The sequence below is a fragment of the Superficieibacter sp. genome, assembly GCF_032071645.1.
In the GTDB taxonomy this organism is placed as follows: domain Bacteria; phylum Pseudomonadota; class Gammaproteobacteria; order Enterobacterales; family Enterobacteriaceae; genus Superficieibacter.
The window spans coordinates 167,625-186,845 of sequence record NZ_DAMAPU010000006.1; the positions used below are offsets into that span (position 1 = coordinate 167,625).

General features: G+C 56.0%; 16 protein-coding genes, 1 tRNA gene and 1 other RNA gene. 14 read left to right on the top strand and 4 right to left on the bottom strand.

The window, feature by feature from the left end:
* Positions 1–69: 69 nt before the first annotated feature.
* Together RT197_RS13680 and RT197_RS13685 are read right to left on the bottom strand one after the other, a co-directional pair.
* Positions 70–1,086: a LacI family DNA-binding transcriptional regulator gene (locus tag RT197_RS13680; protein ID WP_312951640.1), complete on the bottom strand. Its 1,017-nt coding sequence runs from the start codon at positions 1,084–1,086 to the stop codon at positions 70–72.
* A gap of 98 nt (positions 1,087–1,184) precedes the next feature.
* Positions 1,185–1,847: an OmpA family lipoprotein gene (locus tag RT197_RS13685; RefSeq protein ID WP_312951515.1), complete on the bottom strand. Its 663-nt coding sequence runs from the start codon at positions 1,845–1,847 to the stop codon at positions 1,185–1,187.
* Between the two features lie 161 nt (positions 1,848–2,008).
* Here RT197_RS13685 and RT197_RS13690 point away from each other — a divergent pair, with 161 nt between their 5' ends.
* Positions 2,009–4,342, top strand: coding sequence for a molybdopterin guanine dinucleotide-containing S/N-oxide reductase (locus RT197_RS13690; RefSeq protein ID WP_312951516.1), 2,334 nt, complete (start codon positions 2,009–2,011; stop codon positions 4,340–4,342).
* On the opposite strand, the gene RT197_RS13695 is transcribed toward RT197_RS13690, so the two are convergent.
* The gene (locus RT197_RS13695) at positions 4,305–4,751 is read right to left on the bottom strand and encodes an N-acetyltransferase (RefSeq protein WP_312951517.1); all 447 of its coding nucleotides are present in this window, start codon (positions 4,749–4,751) and stop codon (positions 4,305–4,307) included. The genes RT197_RS13690 and RT197_RS13695 overlap by 38 nt on opposite strands.
* Positions 4,729–5,310, bottom strand: a complete 582-nt coding sequence (tag, locus tag RT197_RS13700; protein ID WP_312951518.1) for a DNA-3-methyladenine glycosylase I — start codon at positions 5,308–5,310, stop codon at positions 4,729–4,731. Before tag ends, RT197_RS13695 begins: the two co-directional genes overlap by 23 nt.
* A 146-nt stretch (positions 5,311–5,456) precedes the next feature.
* Here tag and RT197_RS13705 point away from each other — a divergent pair, with 146 nt between their 5' ends.
* The 13 genes from RT197_RS13705 to bcsQ all read left to right on the top strand — a co-directional run bounded on the left by RT197_RS13705 (position 5,457) and on the right by bcsQ (position 19,207).
* Entirely contained in the window at positions 5,457–6,161 is a 705-nt protein-coding gene (locus RT197_RS13705; protein ID WP_312951519.1) for an autotransporter domain-containing protein, read from the top strand.
* A 158-nt stretch (positions 6,162–6,319) separates the two neighbouring features.
* Positions 6,320–7,522, top strand: a complete 1,203-nt coding sequence (locus RT197_RS13710; protein WP_312951520.1) for an MFS transporter — start codon at positions 6,320–6,322, stop codon at positions 7,520–7,522.
* A 245-nt stretch (positions 7,523–7,767) separates the two neighbouring features.
* The gene (gene eptB / locus RT197_RS13715; RefSeq protein ID WP_312951521.1) at positions 7,768–9,450 is read left to right on the top strand and encodes a kdo(2)-lipid A phosphoethanolamine 7''-transferase; all 1,683 of its coding nucleotides are present in this window, start codon (positions 7,768–7,770) and stop codon (positions 9,448–9,450) included.
* Between the two features lie 91 nt (positions 9,451–9,541).
* Positions 9,542–9,618 (top strand) — tRNA-Pro (locus RT197_RS13720).
* 40 nt (positions 9,619–9,658) lie between these two features.
* A non-coding RNA gene (locus RT197_RS13725) (RtT sRNA) lies at positions 9,659–9,793 on the top strand.
* Between the two features lie 1,063 nt (positions 9,794–10,856).
* Positions 10,857–12,464 carry a dipeptide ABC transporter periplasmic-binding protein DppA gene (dppA, locus tag RT197_RS13730; RefSeq protein WP_312951522.1) on the top strand — a complete coding sequence of 536 codons (1,608 nt, stop codon included), beginning with the start codon at positions 10,857–10,859 and terminating at the stop codon, positions 12,462–12,464.
* 159 nt (positions 12,465–12,623) lie between these two features.
* Complete coding sequence (gene dppB / locus RT197_RS13735; protein ID WP_312951523.1) at positions 12,624–13,643, top strand: dipeptide ABC transporter permease DppB; 1,020 nt, start codon at positions 12,624–12,626, stop codon at positions 13,641–13,643.
* Positions 13,644–13,652: 9 nt separating this feature from the next.
* Positions 13,653–14,555 carry a dipeptide ABC transporter permease DppC gene (dppC, locus tag RT197_RS13740; protein ID WP_312951524.1) on the top strand — a complete coding sequence of 301 codons (903 nt, stop codon included), beginning with the start codon at positions 13,653–13,655 and terminating at the stop codon, positions 14,553–14,555.
* Between the two features lie 10 nt (positions 14,556–14,565).
* A complete protein-coding gene (dppD, locus tag RT197_RS13745; RefSeq protein WP_312951525.1) occupies positions 14,566–15,549 on the top strand; it encodes a dipeptide ABC transporter ATP-binding protein in 984 nt (327 codons plus the stop codon).
* Positions 15,546–16,559, top strand: a complete 1,014-nt coding sequence (gene dppF, locus RT197_RS13750; protein WP_312951526.1) for a dipeptide ABC transporter ATP-binding subunit DppF — start codon at positions 15,546–15,548, stop codon at positions 16,557–16,559. The genes dppD and dppF overlap by 4 nt, the downstream gene beginning before the upstream one ends.
* A 277-nt stretch (positions 16,560–16,836) precedes the next feature.
* A complete protein-coding gene (locus tag RT197_RS13755) occupies positions 16,837–17,160 on the top strand; it encodes a helix-turn-helix transcriptional regulator (RefSeq protein ID WP_312951527.1) in 324 nt (107 codons plus the stop codon).
* A 644-nt stretch (positions 17,161–17,804) separates the two neighbouring features.
* Positions 17,805–18,413: a cellulose biosynthesis protein BcsO gene (locus RT197_RS13760; protein WP_312951528.1), complete on the top strand. Its 609-nt coding sequence runs from the start codon at positions 17,805–17,807 to the stop codon at positions 18,411–18,413.
* Positions 18,404–19,207, top strand: a complete 804-nt coding sequence (gene bcsQ / locus RT197_RS13765) for a cellulose biosynthesis protein BcsQ (RefSeq protein WP_312951529.1) — start codon at positions 18,404–18,406, stop codon at positions 19,205–19,207. The genes RT197_RS13760 and bcsQ overlap by 10 nt, the downstream gene beginning before the upstream one ends.
* The last annotated feature ends 14 nt before the right edge of the window (positions 19,208–19,221 follow it).

Below are 19,221 nucleotides of genomic sequence, written 5' to 3' on the forward strand. Positions count from 1 at the left end.
CGCTAGATGGAACCGGTTCCAAAGAAAAGGCGGTGATGGCGAAATTATGATCGCCATCACGAACTCTGTTTAACGGGAAGTGGAGCCGCGAACGATCAGTTCGCCGGAGAAGACCTGTTCACGCAGGGTTTCATTATTGCCTTCAATGCGCCGCACCACCTGCTCGACGGCGGCGTAGCCAATCTGCCAGGTGGGCTGTTTGAGAGTGGTAATGCCCACGCCTGCCAGCTCTGCCCATTCCAGCTCATCAAAACCCAGCAGGCCGATGTCGCTGCCCCAGTGCAGGCCGATGCGCCGCAGCGAGCGGGCCACCTGTAGCGTCAGCGCGCCATTTGCGGAGATCACCGCCTTGCGCATTCCCCGGTGCCGGGCATGAAACTGGCGCAGCGCGTTATCCATCAGCGCCGCGTCCATCAACGGCACTTCGCTGTTTTCGGCGATCAGGCCGGGCCAGCGGGCCAGCGTTGCGCGAAAGGCGCTTAGCCGCTCGCGGCGGGTATTGACGGTGCCAAGCGGCTCGCTGAGAAACAGCAGCGCTTCAAAACCCTGTTCAATCAGATGCTCGGTGGCGGTCGTTGCGGCCTGAACGTTATCGAGTCCCACCACGTCGCAGGCGAAATCGGGAATTTTACGATCGATAAGCACCATCGGCAGCGCTGACTGTTGCAGGCGATTCAGCCCGTCCTCGCGCATTCCCACGGCGTTGACCACAATGCCTTCTACCTGATAACTGCGCAGCAAATCCAGATAGTGCAGTTCCTGATCCAGCTCGTTATTGGTATTACACACCAGCGGCGTAAAGCCTTTCTCGCGGCAAGCGGCTTCAATACCGCTGAGCACATCGACGGAGTAGGGGTTGGTGATATCGGCAATAATAAGACCGATCAGGCGGGTACGCCCGCGCTTAAGGCCGCGCGCCATCAGGCTGGGGCGGTAATCGAGATCGGCAATGGCTTTTTCAATCCGCGCCAGAAGCGCGTCCGACAGCAGATGTTTTTCCCCGTTCAGATAACGTGAAATACTGGTTTTGCCGGTTTTTGCTGCTTTTGCGACATCGCTGATCGTAGAGCGCGCTGCTTTGGTCATCGCTGAATCCCTCGCCTGAAGTGGGAATACCTTAACGCGAAAATGGGCGATGGCAAGCGCATTCATGTGGGCCTGCGGATGCGCAGGCCCGGAGGATTTTACTGGAGCGGGCTTAACGTAATTTCTACGCGGCGGTTTTGCGCCTTGCCGTCTTCAGTGCTGTTGCTGGCAACCGGATTGGCCGGACCCATACCGCTGGTACGCAGACGACCGGCATCCACGCCCTGGGTGATGAGCGAGCTGCCTACGGAATCCGCACGCTGTTTTGACAGGCGCATGTTGAGATCCTGACCGCCGGTGCTGTCGGTGTAACCCACCACGTTAACGGCGGTTTTCGGGTACTCTTTCAGCACCATTGCCACCCCGGACAACGTGTTTGCGCCCGCCGGTTTCAGGTTCGCGCTGTTGCTGTCAAAGGTCACATTGTTCGGCATGTTAAGAACGATGTTATCGCCATTTCGCGTCACGCTGACGCCCGTTCCCTGCATTTTCTCGCGCAGTTTGGCTTCCTGAACATCCATATAATACCCGGCGCCGCCGCCCAGTGCGGCACCCGCAGCGGCACCAATCAGCGCGCCTTTACCGCGGTCTTTCTTCGAGGAGGAGAGTGCACCAATGCCCGCGCCGACGACGGTGCCAATACCCGCGCCGATGCCGGATTTGCCCGCTTCACGCTCACCGGTATAAGGGTTGGTGGTACAGCCAGAGACGGCCAGCGCACCGCTGACGAGAGCGGCAATAACCAGTACGCGTTTTTTCATATTATTTCCTTAATCCTTTTTATTCTTTGCCACGGCAGGCGTGCCGGTTGATTATGACGCCAGAATATGTAGAAAATTCCGGGGACAACTCCGAATTTTGTAAACAACATTGAACGGCTGCAAAAGCCGTCACACCTGCATGAACGGCTCAGGAGCGTGTTTTGGCAAATCCATCTGCGAAAAAAACGGTATTAACGGCGGCCCACTGGGGGCCAATGCTGGTCGAAACCGATGGTGAAACGGTGTTCTCGTCCCGTGGCGCACTCTCAACTCCCTTTTTAAACTCGTTACAGACTGCCGTGCGCGATCAGGTCCACAGCAAGACCCGCGTGCGCTTCCCGATGGTGCGTAAGGGGTTTCTCGCCTCGCCGGAGCAGCCGCAGGGCGTGCGCGGTCAGGATGAATTTGTGCGCGTGAGCTGGGATGAGGCGCTGGATCTGATTGACGCCCAGCACCGGCGCATTCGTGAAAGCTACGGTCCGGCGTCCATTTTTGCCGGTTCCTATGGCTGGCGCTCGAACGGCGTGCTGCATAAGGCGGCGACCCTGCTTCAGCGCTATATGAGTCTCGCGGGCGGCTACACCGGGCATCTGGGCGACTATTCCACCGGCGCGGCGCAGGCGATCATGCCTTACGTGGTCGGCGGTAATGAAGTGTATCAGCAGCAGACCAGCTGGCCGCTGGTGCTGGAGCACAGCGAAGTAGTGGTGCTGTGGAGCGCGAATCCGCTTAACACGCTGAAAATTGCCTGGAACGCATCGGATGAGCAGGGCATTCCGTACTTCTATGCGCTGCGCAAAAGCGGTAAACGGCTGATCTGCATCGATCCTATGCGATCGGAAACGGTAGACTTTCTCGGCGACGGCGCGGAGTGGATCGCCCCGCATATGGGCACGGATGTTGCGCTGATGCTGGGGATCGCCCATACGCTGGTGGAAAACGGCTGGCACGACCAGGCATTTCTGGCGCGCTGTACCGAAGGCTATGACGTCTTTGCAGCCTATCTGTCCGGCGACAGCGACGGCGTGGCGAAAACGGCGGAATGGGCGGCGGAGATTTGCGGCGTTTCTGCGGCTAAAATCCGCGAACTGGCGCAATTATTCCACGAAAATACCACTATGCTGATGTCCGGCTGGGGAATGCAGCGTCAGCAGTTCGGCGAGCAAAAACACTGGATGCTGGTGACGCTCGCCGCCATGCTGGGGCAAATCGGCACGCCGGGCGGTGGCTTTGGCCTGTCTTATCATTTTGCCAACGGCGGCAATCCGACCCGACGCGCTGCGGTGCTGGCGTCGATGCAGGGCAGCGTGCAGGGCGGGACTGACGCGGTAGATAAAATCCCGGTGGCGCGTATTGTTGAAGCGCTGGAAAATCCCGGTGCGCCCTATCAGCACAACGGCATGGATCGGCACTTCCCGGATATCCGCTTCGTCTGGTGGGCGGGCGGCGCGAACTTTACCCATCATCAGGATACCAACCGCCTGATCCGCGCGTGGCAAAAGCCGGAGCTGGTGGTGATTTCTGAATGCTACTGGACGGCGGCGGCCAAACATGCGGATATCGTCCTGCCTGCCACGACGTCGTTTGAACGCAACGATCTGACCATGACCGGCGATTACAGCAACCAGCATCTGGTGCCGATGAAGCAGGTGGTCGCCCCGCGCGATGAAGCGCGGGATGATTACGACGTGTTTGCCGATCTCAGCGAACGCTGGGAGCCGGGCGGGCGCGAGCGTTTCACCGAAGGTAAAAGCGATCTCCAGTGGCTGGAAACCTTCTATGCGATTGCCGCCCAGCGCGGAGCCAGCCAGCAGGTAACGCTCCCGCCGTTTGCGCAGTTCTGGCAGGCGAATCAGCTGATCGAAATGCCGGAGAGCGAGCAGAACGCGCGGTTCGTGCGTTTCGCCGATTTCCGCCGCGATCCGCAGGCGCATCCGCTGAAAACCGACAGCGGCAAAATCGAGATTTATTCCGCGCGCATCGCCAGCTTTGGCTATGCCGACTGCCCCCCGCACCCGAAGTGGCTGGAGCCGGATGAATGGCACGGCAACGCGCAGCCGGAACAGCTTCAGGTGTTGTCGGCGCATCCGGCGCACCGTCTGCACAGCCAGTTAAGCTATACGCAGCTGCGTGAGCGCTATGCGGTGGCCGGGCGTGAGCCGATCACCCTGCATCCGCAGGATGCCGCCGCGCGTGGCATCAGGGCGGGTGATGTGGTGCGGGTGTGGAATCAGCGCGGTCAGGTGCTGGCGGGCGCGGTGATCAGCGACGGCATCAAGCCTGGCGTGCTGTGTATCCACGAAGGCGGCTGGCCGGATCTGGACATGCAGGCCGGGGGGATCTGTAAAAACGGCGCGGTGAACGTGCTGACGAAAGATCTCCCCAGCTCGCGGCTGGGGAACGGCTGTGCCGGAAATACGGCGCTGGCATGGGTGGAAAAATACCGTGGCCCGGCGCTTACGTTAACGGCGTTCGATCCGCCTGCCAGCTCATGATCCACGTCGGGTGCTGAGTCTCTTCCTGCCAGGCGCTGTCTTCAATGCGAAAGCCCTGGGCATGGTAGAAATTCACCGCCCGGCTATTTTTCTGGTACACCTCAAGACTGAGGCGCGGAAAACGCTGCTTAACGTGATTAAGCAGCGCCCGCCCGATGCCTTTGCCAATCAGCGCGGGCGTCACAAATAACGCGCCGACGAATCGCTGATCCATCACGCTGATAAACCCGCCCGGCTTGCCTTTCTCTTCCCATACCCAGGTCTGGGCGGCAGGAAGGTAGACATCGCGCACGATGGCTTCGCTCTCATACCAGTAGCGCTCGTTAATAAACGGATGACCGTAGCGGGTGCTTTCCAGCCACAGATTCAGCAGGCGGGTGGTGTCTTTATTGTGCCAGGCGCGGATCATGTTGACCTCCCGGAGAGCAAATGCAGCCCGTGATATGGTCATTAACCAGGCCGCAGGCCTGCATAAACGAATAACAAATAGTGGTGCCGACAAAGCGGAAGCCGCGTTTTTTTAACGCTTTTGCCAGCGCGTCGGACGCAGGCGTTGACACCGGAATGTCTGCGAGGCTGGCAGCCTGGCGGATTTGCGGTGCGTGGTTCACAAAGGACCAGACGAATTCCGCAAACGGCTCGCCGTTTTTTTCCATTTCCAGATACGCCCGCGCGTTGCCAATAATGGCCTGAATTTTACCGCGATGGCGGATGATCCCGGCGTCCAGCATCAGCCGCTCGACATCTTCTTCCTGCATCGCGGCGACGCGCTGCGGGTCAAACTGATAAAAATTTTGCCGATAGTTTTCGCGCTTTTTTAACACGGTGATCCACGACAGGCCAGCCTGCTGCCCCTCAAGACAGATCATCTCAAACAGCTTTTTGCCGTCAGTTTGTGGTACGCCCCATTCGTGATCGTGATAGGCGATGTAAAGCGGATCCTCACTTACCCAGCCACAGCGTTGCATGGTCTTCTCCCTCAGCATTGGTCAGCAAAAATATATCAGCCATTAGCCTTGACGTACTTATTAAAAAGACAATATTTAATACAAGGTAATTCCCTCAAACATAACCAGAAAATCGCCGAACTCGGCTCTTTCCAGGAGTCGCTTTGATGATAATAAAAAAGCGCAGTGGTCGCCGGGGCGTCACGCTCCTGGCGGGTGTGTTTGTCTGTCTGTTCAACATGGACACAGCAAAAGCCTGGCAACAGGAATATATCGTTGATGACCAGCAAAGTAATACGACAGAACGCTATACATGGGACAGCGATCACCAACCGGACTATAACGACATTCTCGCCGAGCGCATCCGCTCCGCGCAAAATGTACCGGGTTTGATGGTCAATCTTCCCGATAGCACGCCGCTGGATGCCTCCAGCGCGATGAGTCTTGGCTGGAATTTTCCGCTGGTGGATAGCTGGACCACCGGGCCGGTCGCGCAGTGGCATTACGATGGCTCGACCCCTTCAATATATAACGAGTTTGGCGACAGCGTGGTTAACCAGGCGCTGCCCGATCCGCTGTGGCACGCCAGCATCAGCTCCCTCGGCTGGCGCGTGGATTCGCGCTTTGGCGACCTGCGACCCTGGGCGCAAATCAGCTATAACCAGCAGTTTGGCGATAACCTGTGGAAATCGCAGTCCGGGCTGAGTCGGCTGACGCCCATTGGTCAGGAAGGCAACTGGATCGATGTGACCGTCGGCGCGGATATGCTGCTCAATCAGCATCTGGCGGCTTATGCGGCGCTTTCACAGGCCGAAAATACCAGTACGGGCGAAAACTATCTTTATACCATGGGCGTGAGCGCGCGTTTTTAATCCCCCGGCAGGCGGCGCGCAATGCCATTCATTCTGCATTCAATGCAGTTCATTCCGCCCCTGCTGCACTTCATGCCGTTTTCCCCCAGGCATTAAAAGGATTTCGCTATCGTTGATGACAGTGAAATCCCTTAATTTTGATGACCTGGACGCTTGCCATGAACACATCAACCTGTAATCGCACCCGCTGGTTAACGCTTTTCGGCACTATTATCACCCAGTTTGCGCTGGGTTCGGTCTATACCTGGAGCCTGTTCAACGGCGCGCTCTCCAGCAAGCTGAACGCCCCGATAAGTCAGGTCGCTTTCTCCTTCGGTCTGCTCAGTCTCGGCCTGGCGCTCTCCTCCTCGGTCGCAGGGAAACTTCAGGAGCGTTTTGGCGTGAAACGGGTGACGATGGCATCAGGGATTATGCTTGGCGTCGGTTTCTTCCTTACCGCTCACTCCAGCAACCTGCTGATGCTGTGGTTCAGCGCCGGACTGCTGGTTGGTCTGGCCGATGGCGCGGGCTACCTGCTGACGCTCTCCAACTGCGTGAAATGGTTCCCGGAACGTAAAGGGCTGATCTCCGCGCTGGCGATTGGCTCTTACGGCCTGGGCAGTCTCGGCTTTAAGTTTATCGACAGCCATTTGCTCGCCACCGTGGGTCTCGAAAAGACCTTTATGATCTGGGGCGCGATTGTGCTGGTGATGATTGTGGCCGGTTCGACCCTGATGAAAGACGCGCCGCTACAGCCAGTAAAAGCGGTGAACGGGGTGGTGGAGAACGATTTCACCCTGGCAGAATCGATGCGTAAACCGCAATACTGGATGCTGGCCGTCATGTTCCTCACCGCCTGCATGAGCGGGCTGTACGTGATTGGCGTGGCGAAAGACATCGCCCAGGGCATGGTACGGCTGGATGTCGCGACGGCAGCGAACGCCGTGACGGTGATTTCGATTGCCAACCTGAGCGGTCGCCTGGTACTGGGCATCCTGTCGGATAAAATGTCCCGGATGCGGGTCATCACACTTGGACAAATCATTTCGCTGGTCGGCATGGCGGCCCTGCTGTTTGCGCCGCTGAATGAAGTGACCTTCTTCGCCGCGATTGCCTGCGTCGCCTTTAACTTCGGCGGCACCATCACCGTCTTCCCGTCGTTGGTCAGCGAGTTCTTCGGCCTCAATAACCTCGCGAAAAACTACGGGGTGATTTACCTGGGCTTTGGTATCGGCAGCATCTGCGGATCGATTATCGCCTCGCTGTTTGGCGGCTTCTATGTCACCTTCTGCGTCATTTTTGCTCTGCTGATTATTTCGCTGGCGCTTTCCACGACTATCCGCCAGCCGCAGCGCGTGGCTTACAAACAAGTACATGCCTGATATTCATACTATTAATTGTATGCCTTACTTAGCCTGCTAACTTATCTTACTGATCTGACCAACTTTTTTTGTAAATATTTGGTCAGATCACATTCCTTGCAGACACTTTTCTCCTCCCCTGTGGTCTACTTAGCGCGCTTAGACGTTTCATATATCTATGATTACGCATTTACTTTAGCCTGCTCGCTGCTATGAGAGCCACGTTCAGGCTGGTTTAGCTCCCTTTGTTCCAGGGTTACAATTGAATGAAATATATTAAAGCGATGTCTCAGCAGACGCTGAGCTTCCTGCTGGCCTTATATATCGGCCTGTTTATGAATTGCGCGGTTTTTATCCGTCGGTTTGACAGTTACGCGCAGGCTTTTAGCATCTGGAAAGGTTTCGCTGTGGTCGTCGAACTGGCCGCAACCGTTCTGGTCACGTTCTTTTTACTGCGTATTTTATCGCTGCTGGGAAGCCGCCTCTGGCGCGTTCTCGCCACGCTGCTGGTGCTCTGCTCCGCCGGGGCCAGCTACTATATGACTTTCCTTAATGTGGTGATCGGCTACGGCATTATTGCCTCGGTCATGACGACGGATATTGACCTCTCAAAAGAGGTGGTCGGTCTGCATTTCATTCTCTGGCTGGTGGGCGTGAGCCTCCTGCCGCTGATCCTGATTTGGCGTAACCGCAGCCCGTATACCCTGATGCGTCAGATCCGCACGCCGGGTCAGCGCGTGGGCAGCGTTGCGGTGGTCTTACTGGCTGGACTGATGGTCTGGGGACCGATTCGCCTGCTGGATATTCAACAGAAAAAAGTCGAACACCAGACCGGGATTGACCTGCCAAGCTACGGCGGGGTAGTGGCGAACTCGTATCTCCCTTCCAACTGGCTTTCCGCGCTGGGGCTGTATGCCTGGGCGCAGGTTGATGAATCTTCCGATAACAAATCGCTGATCAACCCGGCGAAGAAATTTACCTATAACGCGCCGGGCGATCTCGATGACACTTACGTGGTGTTTATCATCGGCGAAACGACCCGCTGGGATCATATGGGCCTGTTTGGTTACGAGCGCAATACCACGCCGAAGCTGTCCCAGGAGAAAAACCTGGCGGCTTTCCGTGGCTACTCCTGCGATACCGCCACCAAACTCTCCCTGCGCTGTATGTTCGTGCGTCAGGGCGGCGCGGATGAAAACCCGCAGCGCACGCTGAAAGAGCAGAACATCTTTGCGGTGTTGAAACAGCTGGGCTTTAGCTCCGATCTCTATGCGATGCAGAGCGAAATGTGGTTCTACAGCAACACGATGGCGGACAATATTGCCTATCGCGAGCAAATTGGTGCTGAACCGCGCAATCGTGGTAAGCCGGTAGACGACATGCTGCTGGTCGAAGAGATGCAGCGCTCGCTGGCGAATAACGCGCAGGGCAAGCATTTGATCGTCCTGCATACCAAAGGCTCGCACTTTAACTACACCCAGCGCTACCCGCGCAGTTTCGCGCAGTGGACGCCGGAATGTTTAGGTGTGGACGGCGGTTGTTCCAAAGAGCAGTTGATCAACTCCTTTGATAACTCGGTTTCCTATGTGGATTACTTTATCAGCAAGGTGATTGACCAGGTTCGGGATAAAAAGGCGATCGTGTTCTATGCGGCAGACCACGGTGAGTCGATCAACGAGAAAGAGCATCTGCACGGCACCCCGCGCAATATGGCACCGCCGGAACAGTTCCGCGTGCCGATGATGGTGTGGATGTCCGACAAGTACCTGGAAAACCCGGCGCACGCGCAGGCCATGGCGCATATGCAGCAGCAGGCGCAGATGAAAGTGTCGCGTCGCCATGTGGAACTGTACGATACCATTATGGGCTGCCTCGGTTATACCTCGCCGGACGGCGGGATTAACCAGAACAATAACTGGTGCCGTCTCCCGGCTACGGCTAAGAAATAAGGGGTCTGGCGAGTTTATCGCCGATCGAATGGCTTTTTTAGTTCAGGGGATTGACGGGGGTGCACCTGCGCAGTAAGATGCGCCCCGCATTCGGTGATTGGCGCAGCCTGGTAGCGCACTTCGTTCGGGACGAAGGGGTCGGAGGTTCGAATCCTCTATCACCGACCAAATTTAGAAAAACCCAACCGCAAGGTTGGGTTTTTTGTTTTCTGCGTTATAAAAAAAGAGGACGAGAACCTCCGGGGGCAGGGAGGTTCGACTCGAGCGAAGCGAGAGAGCGTTGTGCCAGCAACGACCCGCAGGGCGAGCCACGAAGTGGCGAGTAATCCTCTGGCACCGACCAAATTTAGAAAAAACCGACACTTGAGCATAATGTTGGTCAGCTAAGGAAAACAGGCTGACAGGAAAGGGGACAGTCCGGGTTCGCGGTGACGCCCGGTGCCGGTTTTCTCCCTCTCCCTTAAGGGAGAGGGCCGGGGTGAGGGGGAGCGTTTATCTTCCCTTCCCCACCTAAACGCCCTCTCCCTAACCCTCTCCCCCAGGAGAGGGGACAGTCCGGGTTCGCGGTGACGTCCGGCGTCGGTTTTCTCCCTCTCCCTTAAGGGAGAGGGAACAGTCCGGGTTCGCGGTGACGTCCGGTGCCGGTTTTCTCCCTCTCCCTTGAGGGAGAGGGCCGGGGTGAGGGGGAGCGTTTATCTTCCCTTCCCCACGTAAACGCCCTCTCCCCCAGGAGAGGGGACAGTCCGGGGTCGCGGTGACGTCCGGTGCCGGTTTTCTCCCTCTCCCTTAAGGGAGAGGGCCGGGGTGAGGGGGAATTACGACTCCAGAATCTCCTTTCCCTGGACAAAGATTTGCCCGCATATTCCCCTCCGCGACTCCCACTGCCTTGTCCTGATTTTGTGACATAATCCATTGTATTTTTTTATATATCCATCAATCTTTTTTCGCGTTACTTATGGATAGCCCAGCATTTTCCGCTGTGCGTTTTAACGTTCGCGGTATTTATCGCTCAGATATTCGCCATTTCGCAAGAAATTTTTCGTAATGTGACTAAACGTTAACAACTGCTTTACAGTCTTATTTGAGAATAATCCTCTGGTTGATAGCGCTTAGCATAATTTTCCCTGCTGAAAATAGTGGCTTGAACTTTTTTTAATCTTTGTTTGCCAATTCTCATCCCTGATGTAAATCCCGATTACCTGTATTGACGTTTTGACATTCTGTTGACAGATTGTAGGCCATGAGGGGCATTTCACGGAGGATCTGTACTGCTACTCAGTCAAACGATTGCACGGACTCTCCCATTCTCATAGCTACTGACCAGACCGGTGAAAATTCAAATAAAGGCTGGCAGTCAGGCCCGGTTAAACGGGTAAACACAACACATATCACATTGGAGCAGAAGAATGAGTATTTCCTTGAAGAAGTCAGGGATGCTGAAGCTTGGTTTGAGCCTGGTGGCTATGACTGTCGCAGCAAGCGTTCAGGCGAAAACGCTGGTGTATTGTTCAGAAGGATCTCCTGAAGGCTTTAACCCGCAGCTTTTCACCTCTGGTACTACCTACGATGCCAGCTCTGTACCGATCTACAACCGTCTGGTCGAATTCAAAATTGGCACCACTGAAGTCATCCCTGGCCTGGCTGAAAAATGGGAAGTCAGCGAAGACGGCAAAGTCTACACCTTCCATCTGCGCAAAGGCGTGAAGTGGCAGGACAGCAAAGATTTTAAACCGACCCGCGAATTCAACGCGGATGACGTCGTGTTCTCCTTCGATCGTCAGAAAAACGAAAGCAACCCGTATCACAAAATCTCTGGCGGCAGCTATGAATACTTCGAAGGTATGGGCCTGCCGGAGTTAATTAGCGAAATCAAAAAAGTGGACGATAACACCGTTCAGTTCGTGCTGACGCGCCCGGAAGCGCCGTTCCTCGCGGATCTGGCGATGGACTTCGCCTCTATTCTGTCAAAAGAATATGCGGACAACATGCTGAAAGCCGGTACGCCGGATAAAGTGGACCTGAACCCTATCGGCACCGGTCCGTTCCAGCTCCAGCAGTACCAGAAAGACTCCCGTATTCTGTACAAAGCCTTTGCTGGTTTCTGGGGAACCAAACCGCAGATCGACCGTCTGGTCTTCTCCATCACCCCGGACGCCTCCGTGCGCTACGCGAAATTGCAGAAAAACGAGTGTCAGGTGATGCCGTTCCCGAACCCGGCTGACATCGCGCGTATGAAGCAGGATAAAAACATCAACCTGATGGAGCAGGCGGGCCTGAACGTTGGCTATCTCTCCTATAACGTTGAGAAAAAACCGCTGGATAACGTGAAAGTGCGTCAGGCGCTGAACTACGCGGTAAACAAAGAAGCGATCATCAAAGCGGTTTACCAGGGCGCGGGCGTTGCGGCGAAAAACCTGATCCCGCCGACCATGTGGAGCTATAACGACGACGTTAAAGACTACACTTACGATCCTGAAAAAGCGAAAGCGCTGCTGAAAGAAGCGGGCCTTGATAAAGGCTTCAGCATCGATCTGTGGGCGATGCCGGTACAGCGTCCGTACAACCCGAACGCGCGCCGTATGGCCGAGATGATTCAGTCTGACTGGGCGAAAGTGGGCGTACAGGCCAAAATCGTTACCTACGAGTGGGGCGAATACCTGAAACGTGCGAAATCCGGCGAGCATCAGACTGTGATGATGGGCTGGACCGGCGACAATGGGGACCCGGATAACTTCTTCGCAACGCTGTTTAGCTGCGATGCGGCGAAGCAGGGTTCGAACTACTCCAAATGGTGCTACAAGCCGTTTGAAGACCTGATCCAACCGGCGCGCGCTACCGAAGATCACAACAAGCGTATTGAACTGTACAAACAGGCCCAGGTGGTGATGAACGAACAGGCTCCGGCGCTGATCGTCGCTCACTCCACCGTTTATGAGCCGGTGCGTAAAGAAGTCAAAGGCTATGTGGTTGATCCATTAGGTAAACACCACTTCGAGAACGTGTCCGTCGAATAATAATTAAGTGTTCTCCCTCTCTCATTGGGAGAGGGCAGGGGTGAAGGGGATAGCGTTTCCCTTCACCCTAATTCTCTGCCTGATGGCGAGAGAATTTACATTGTGAGCAATACAGACGCCTGATCTCCAGGTGAGGCGTCATTACAGAGAATACGGGTTATGTTGCAGTTCATCCTCCGACGTCTGGGCCTTGTGATCCCGACGTTTATCGGTATTACCCTTCTCACCTTTGCCTTTGTTCATATGATCCCCGGCGATCCGGTGATGATCATGGCAGGTGAGCGCGGTATCTCCCCTGAGCGCCATGCGCAGCTGTTGGCTGAACTCGGCCTGAATAAGCCGCTGTGGCAGCAGTATCTCAACTACATTTGGGGCGTGATGCACGGTGATTTAGGCATCTCGCTGAAAAGCCGTCTTCCGGTATGGGAAGAGTTCGTGCCGCGCTTTAAAGCGACGCTGGAACTCGGCACCTGCGCGATGATTTTTGCCGTCGCCGTCGGGATCCCCGTAGGCGTGCTGGCCGCCGTCAAGCGCGGTTCTATTTTCGATCACACCGCTGTGGGCCTGGCGCTGACCGGTTACTCGATGCCGATTTTCTGGTGGGGCATGATGCTGATCATGCTGGTCTCCGTACAGCTAAACCTGACGCCGGTCTCCGGGCGGGTGAGCGATATGGTGTTCCTTGATGATTCCAACCCGCTCACCGGCTTTATGCTGATCGACACCGCCATCTGGGGTGAAGAGGGCAACTTCATTGATGCGCTGGCGCATATGATCCTGCCTGCCATGGTGCTCGGCACCATTCCGCTGGCGGTGATAGTGCGTATGACCCGTTCGTCGATGCTGGAAGTGCTGGGCGAAGATTATATCCGTACCGCGCGTGCCAAAGGGCTGACCCGGATGCGGGTGATCATCGTTCACGCGCTGCGTAACGCCATGCTGCCGGTTGTTACCGTTATCGGCTTGCAGGTCGGTACGATGCTGGCGGGCGCGATCCTGACCGAGACCATCTTCTCCTGGCCGGGCCTTGGACGCTGGCTGATCGATGCCTTACAGCGCCGTGATTATCCGGTGGTGCAGGGCGGCGTGCTGCTGGTGGCGACGATGATAATTCTCGTCAACCTGCTGGTCGATTTGCTGTACGGCGTGGTGAACCCGCGTATTCGTCATAGGAAGTAAGGGGCCGTCATGTCACAAGTTACTGAAAATAAAGTTTTAACTGCTCCCGTACCGATGACACCGATTCAGGAGTTCTGGCACTATTTCAAACGCAACAAAGGTGCGGTCGTCGGGCTGGCCTATGTGCTGATCGTGATTTTTATCGCCATTTTCGCCAACTTCGTTGCGCCGCATAACCCGGCGGATCAGTTCCGTGATTCCCTGCTCGCGCCGCCTGTCTGGCAGGATGGCGGAAGCTGGACGCATATTCTGGGCACTGACGACGTAGGCCGCGATACCCTGTCGCGCCTGATGTACGGCGCGCGCCTGTCGCTGCTGGTCGGCTGTCTGGTGGTGGTGCTGTCGCTGGTGATGGGCGTCGTGCTCGGCCTGGTGGCGGGCTACTTCGGCGGTCTGATTGACAACATCATCATGCGCATTGTCGATATCATGCTGGCCCTGCCAAGCCTGCTGCTGGCGCTGGTGCTGGTGGCGATATTTGGTCCGTCGATTGTCAACGCCTCGCTGGCGCTTACCTTCGTGGCGTTGCCGCACTATGTGCGCTTAACCCGCGCGGCGGTGCTGGTAGAGGTCAACCGCGATTATGTGACCGCCTCGCGCGTTGCCGGTGCGGGCGCGATGCGCCAGATGTTCGTCAATATTCTTCCTAACTGTCTTGCGCCGCTGATCGTTCAGGCGTCGCTCGGCTTCTCTAACGCCATTCTCGATATGGCCGCCCTGGGCTTCCTTGGCATGGGTGCGCAACCGCCAACACCGGAGTGGGGCACCATGCTCTCCGACGTGTTGCAGTTCGCGCAAAGTGCCTGGTGGGTCGTGACCTTCCCGGGTCTGGCGATCCTGCTGACGGTGCTGGCATTTAACCTGATGGGTGACGGTCTGCGTGACGCGCTCGATCCCAAACTCAAGCAGTAAGAGGTTCGAGATGGCGTTATTAAATGTAGATCAATTATCGGTGCACTTCGGTGAAAAAGATGCACCGTTCCGCGCCGTAGACCGCGTAAGCTACAGCGTGGAGCAGGGTGAAGTGGTCGGCATCGTGGGCGAATCCGGCTCCGGTAAATCGGTCAGCTCGCTGGCGATTATGGGGCTGATTGATTACCCCGGCCGCGTTATGGCGGAAAACCTCGCGTTCAACGGCCAGGACTTAAAGCGCATCTCTGAAAAAGAGCGCCGCAGCCTGGTGGGATCGGAAGTGGCGATGATTTTCCAGGATCCGATGACCAGCCTGAACCCGTGTTACACCGTCGGTTTCCAGATTATGGAAGCGATTAAAGTCCATCAGGGCGGTAATAAGAAAACCCGCCGCCAGCGGGCGATTGACCTGCTGAACCTGGTCGGCATTCCCGATCCGGCATCGCGCCTTGACGTCTACCCGCATCAGTTGTCCGGCGGGATGAGCCAGCGCGTGATGATTGCGATGGCGATTGCCTGTCGGCCAAAACTGCTGATTGCCGATGAACCGACCACCGCGCTGGATGTGACGATTCAGGCGCAAATTATCGAACTGCTGCTGGAGCTCCAGCAAAAAGAGAACATGGCGCTGATCCTGATCACCCATGACCTCGCGCTGGTTGCAGAGGCCGCACATAAGATCATCGTTATGTACGCAGGGCAGGTGGTGGAAACCGGCGCGTCGACGGATATCTTCCGCGCGCCGCGCCATCCGTACACCCAGGCGCTGCTGCGTGCGCTGCCGGAATTCGCCCAGGACAAAGCGCGTCTGGCCTCGCTGCCGGGCGTGGTACCGGGCAAATATGACCGCCCAACCGGCTGTCTGCTGAACCCGCGCTGCCCGTATGCCACTGACCGCTGCCGCGCCGAAGAGCCTGGCCTGAACACCGTTGACGGTGGTCGCCAGTCGAAATGTCACTACCCACTCGATGATGCCGGGAGGCCCACACGATGAGTACGCAAGAGGCCACCCTGCAACAGCCGCTGTTGCAGGCTATCGACCTGAAAAAACACTACCCGGTGAAGAAAGGGCTGTTCGCCCCGGAACGCCTGGTAAAAGCGCTGGACGGCGTATCGTTCAGCCTGGAGCGCGGTAAAACGCTGGCGGTCGTCGGAGAGTCCGGCTGTGGTAAATCCACGCTTGGACGTCTGCTGACGATGATCGAAACGCCGACCGGCGGCGAGCTTTATTTCCAGGGGCAGGATCTGCTCAAACACGATCCCCACGCCCAGAAACTGCGTCGGCAGAAAATCCAGATTGTGTTTCAGAACCCGTATGGATCGCTGAACCCGCGTAAAAAAGTGGGGCAGATTCTGGAAGAGCCGTTGCTGATTAATTCCGAACTAAGCAAAGCGGAACGGCGGGAAAAAGCGCTGGCGATGATGGCGAAAGTGGGCCTGAAAACGGAACACTATGACCGCTATCCGCACATGTTTTCCGGCGGCCAGCGTCAGCGTATCGCCATTGCCCGTGGTCTGATGCTTGACCCGGACGTGGTGATCGCCGACGAACCGGTCTCCGCGCTGGACGTCTCCGTGCGTGCGCAGGTGCTGAACCTGATGATGGATTTGCAGCAGGATTTAGGGCTGTCTTACGTGTTTATCTCCCACGATCTTTCGGTGGTCGAACACATCGCCGATGAAGTGATGGTGATGTACCTCGGTCGCTGCGTGGAGAAAGGCACCAAAGATCAGATCTTCTCCAACCCGCTGCACCCTTACACCCAGGCGCTGCTCTCCGCCACCCCGCGTCTGAACCCGGACGACCGTCGCGAGCGCATCAAGCTGACTGGCGAGCTGCCCAGCCCGCTAAACCCGCCGCCGGGCTGCGCGTTCAACGCCCGCTGCCGCCGCCGCTTTGGCCCCTGCACCCAGTTGCAGCCGCAGCTAAAAGAGTACGGCGGCCAACTGGTGGCCTGCTTTGCGGTCGACCAGGACGTCAACGGTGAAAAGCCGGTAGCGTAAATCTCTCCTTCAGGAGAGAGAACAGCCCGTCGTCGCCCTTGTTTTGCGGGTGACAAATAAAGCCTCATCCGATATTCCCTCTCCCCCTGGAGAGGGAATATCCCAGCATTGTACTTATGCCCTGCGCACCATCTAAAACCTCATCCTGTTGAAAGAGTGTCATTTTTGAGCTATTTTCTCTTTATAAAGACTTTAATAGTCTATAAATGAACTGAATTTACAGTTATGGTTTATTTATGGTCTTTTGTGGTCATAAATCTGAATATATGGTTTATTTATGAGCTATGAAACCTCGCGAGAAGTCACCGATGAACTGGCGCTAGTAAGTGAGCGCTTAACGGCATTGCAGAAAAAAATCGCCTTTTTCACCAGCCTGACGGAAAAAGTGCCTGCGCATCCCGTTGACAGCCCGCGTCATCTGGGCGAACAGCTCAATGAGCGGCGCAAAGCGCTGAAGCTTGACCTCTATACTCTTGAGCTACAAACCGGGATTTCATCTTCCACCCTAAAACGCTTATTCAAAGATCCAGAGCAGGTGAAATTCGGCAGCGTATTTGCTGTCGCCCAGGCGCTGGGAGTCAAACTATGTACCGACGAGTAAAAGTTTTACTCTATGGTCAGGCGGCGGGTGAACTGATCCAGGATGAACGGGGCTTTACCCAGTGCGCCGTAAAGCCCCGTCCTTAAGGGCGGGGAGGATGTCAACGAAACGCATTTAACTTGCGCTGCCGCTGCTGGGCTGCTATCGCCACCGATTGCGGCTGCTGGGGTATCAGGGCTGAGCCAGCCCCCCAAATCCAGCCGTTTGCCAGACAGACAGCGTTCTCACTTGTCTCTACTCTCTCTGACCGTGCTTTTTGCTGGCGACCAGTATTAATAGCTGACTAAGTAAATACTTAATGGCTTTATTTTATAAGCCTTGCTTTTCTTTGTGCCGCATTGGGAAAGGTGAAGAAGGGATAATTTGCAGGATGCTACGTAAATCATTTTACCTTACGCTATCGCTATTAGACATAGCCCGTGTTTTTCAGTGAGAAATTTGCCAGCAATCCGGCTACTATGTTAATAGTGCAGCCGATAAGATGCTGAAATCTAAAAATGATTGCGCTAATTAATTATATTATTAGTAAGGCTTTTAGCCTGCGAAGTATTCCTAAAACAGCAAAGTAATCTATGCTGTAGATGAAAGGACTCGCCATAAGATAAGCAGGATAAAATTAATGTTTTTAAGTCATGGTGTTAGCGATGAATCATTATGATGATTTGCAGCGGTTTAAGGACAAAACCCGTTCGCAATTAGTGAATTATAAGGATCTCTCTGCGCAATCGTCCGCCGACGAGCGTGGAGACTGGGCGATCCTTAACCAGCTGTCGCCGACCCGGCAAGAGCCAGGCCTCGCGATGGGCGGACACGTCTCATCGCCAGTGCCGAAGTCAGTGGCAGCGAATCTTTTTAGCCAGCCTCGTTCGCCTGAAAGCCTGCCCACGCCGGTAGCGCCGCCACCGCATGAGCGTTCGCCGCTGATGCAAAGCGTGGCGCAACGGCCTGCACAGCCGCAGGCCGCTGCGCCAGCACCATTGACGCTTGAAAAATCGCCGGTAGTGTCCGCCGCCGATACGTTTGCGTCGCCGCCTGCCGCTAGCGCTGAACCGTCGCCTGCCGTCGTGCCACAGCCACAGCCGCAGGCCACCGTTGCTCGTCCGCGCGTGGTCACGCCACCGCCGGAATCGGTAAATTATTCCCGTCTGTTTGCGCCAAAAGTGGTTGAGCCGCCTGCAACGGATGCGAAAACGAATGAAGAGAAAACGTTGCCTCTCAAATCACTGTTAGAAAGGATTGCTTCATGCCGTTGATCTGTGTGTGTTCACCTAAAGGGGGCGTGGGAAAAACGACTCTTGCGGCAAACCTGACCTATGCGCTGGCGCGTTCCGGGAGCAAGGTGCTGGCGATTGATTTCGATGTGCAGAACGCGCTGCGCCTGCATTTCGGCGTTCCGCTGTCCGACGATCGCGGCTACGTTGCCAAATCCGCAGAGTCCTACGACTGGGGTCAGGATGTGCTGACCGCAGGCGGCAATATTTTTGTCCTCCCTTACGGTGATGTCACCGAAGAGCAGCGGCTGATATTCGAAAACAATCTCGCCACCGACGATCATTTTCTGGCGCGCGGTCTGGGTACGCTGTTGAACTATCCGGGGCTGGTGATCGTCGCCGATTTTCCGCCCGGCCCCTCGGCAGCATTAAAGGCCATCACGCCATTTGCCGATATGCATCTGATAAGCCTGCTGGCGGATACCGCCTCCATGTCGCTGCTGCCGCATATCGAAAATCACCGCCTGACCGGGGGTGAGCTGAATCATCGTCTCGGGCATTTTTTTGTGATCAATCAGAGCGATACCCGCAGGCAGATCAGCCGTGACGTTACGGCCTTTCTGGAAGAACGACTGGGGGATCAGCTACTGGGCGTGATCCACCGTGATGAAAGCGTCTGCGAAGCCAACGCCTCGCAAAAGTCGGTTTTCGACTTTAGTCCATCGTCAGCGGCGGCATTTGATATTGAAATAATTGCCAGAAAAATCGTTGCCAAATTAGGGATAAACGTTGGCGATGGCACGGTTCATAACGCGCCACGCAAATCCGGGCTTTAATTTTCTCAGGACGA

What these genes read in the sequence shown, in the direction of transcription:
- RT197_RS13680 (WP_312951640.1), bottom strand. Translation starts at nt 1,086, where the DNA reads ATGACCAAAGCAGCGCGCTCTACGATCAGCGATGTCGCAAAAGCAGCA.
- RT197_RS13685 (WP_312951515.1), bottom strand. Translation starts at nt 1,847, where the DNA reads ATGAAAAAACGCGTACTGGTTATTGCCGCTCTCGTCAGCGGTGCGCTG.
- RT197_RS13695 (WP_312951517.1), bottom strand. Translation starts at nt 4,751, where the DNA reads ATGATCCGCGCCTGGCACAATAAAGACACCACCCGCCTGCTGAATCTG.
- tag (WP_312951518.1), bottom strand. Translation starts at nt 5,310, where the DNA reads ATGCAACGCTGTGGCTGGGTAAGTGAGGATCCGCTTTACATCGCCTAT.
- RT197_RS13705 (WP_312951519.1), top strand. Translation starts at nt 5,457, where the DNA reads ATGATAATAAAAAAGCGCAGTGGTCGCCGGGGCGTCACGCTCCTGGCG.
- RT197_RS13710 (WP_312951520.1), top strand. Translation starts at nt 6,320, where the DNA reads ATGAACACATCAACCTGTAATCGCACCCGCTGGTTAACGCTTTTCGGC.
- eptB (WP_312951521.1), top strand. Translation starts at nt 7,768, where the DNA reads ATGAAATATATTAAAGCGATGTCTCAGCAGACGCTGAGCTTCCTGCTG.
- dppA (WP_312951522.1), top strand. Translation starts at nt 10,857, where the DNA reads ATGAGTATTTCCTTGAAGAAGTCAGGGATGCTGAAGCTTGGTTTGAGC.
- dppB (WP_312951523.1), top strand. Translation starts at nt 12,624, where the DNA reads ATGTTGCAGTTCATCCTCCGACGTCTGGGCCTTGTGATCCCGACGTTT.
- dppC (WP_312951524.1), top strand. Translation starts at nt 13,653, where the DNA reads ATGTCACAAGTTACTGAAAATAAAGTTTTAACTGCTCCCGTACCGATG.
- dppD (WP_312951525.1), top strand. Translation starts at nt 14,566, where the DNA reads ATGGCGTTATTAAATGTAGATCAATTATCGGTGCACTTCGGTGAAAAA.
- dppF (WP_312951526.1), top strand. Translation starts at nt 15,546, where the DNA reads ATGAGTACGCAAGAGGCCACCCTGCAACAGCCGCTGTTGCAGGCTATC.
- RT197_RS13755 (WP_312951527.1), top strand. Translation starts at nt 16,837, where the DNA reads ATGAGCTATGAAACCTCGCGAGAAGTCACCGATGAACTGGCGCTAGTA.
- RT197_RS13760 (WP_312951528.1), top strand. Translation starts at nt 17,805, where the DNA reads ATGAATCATTATGATGATTTGCAGCGGTTTAAGGACAAAACCCGTTCG.
- bcsQ (WP_312951529.1), top strand. Translation starts at nt 18,404, where the DNA reads ATGCCGTTGATCTGTGTGTGTTCACCTAAAGGGGGCGTGGGAAAAACG.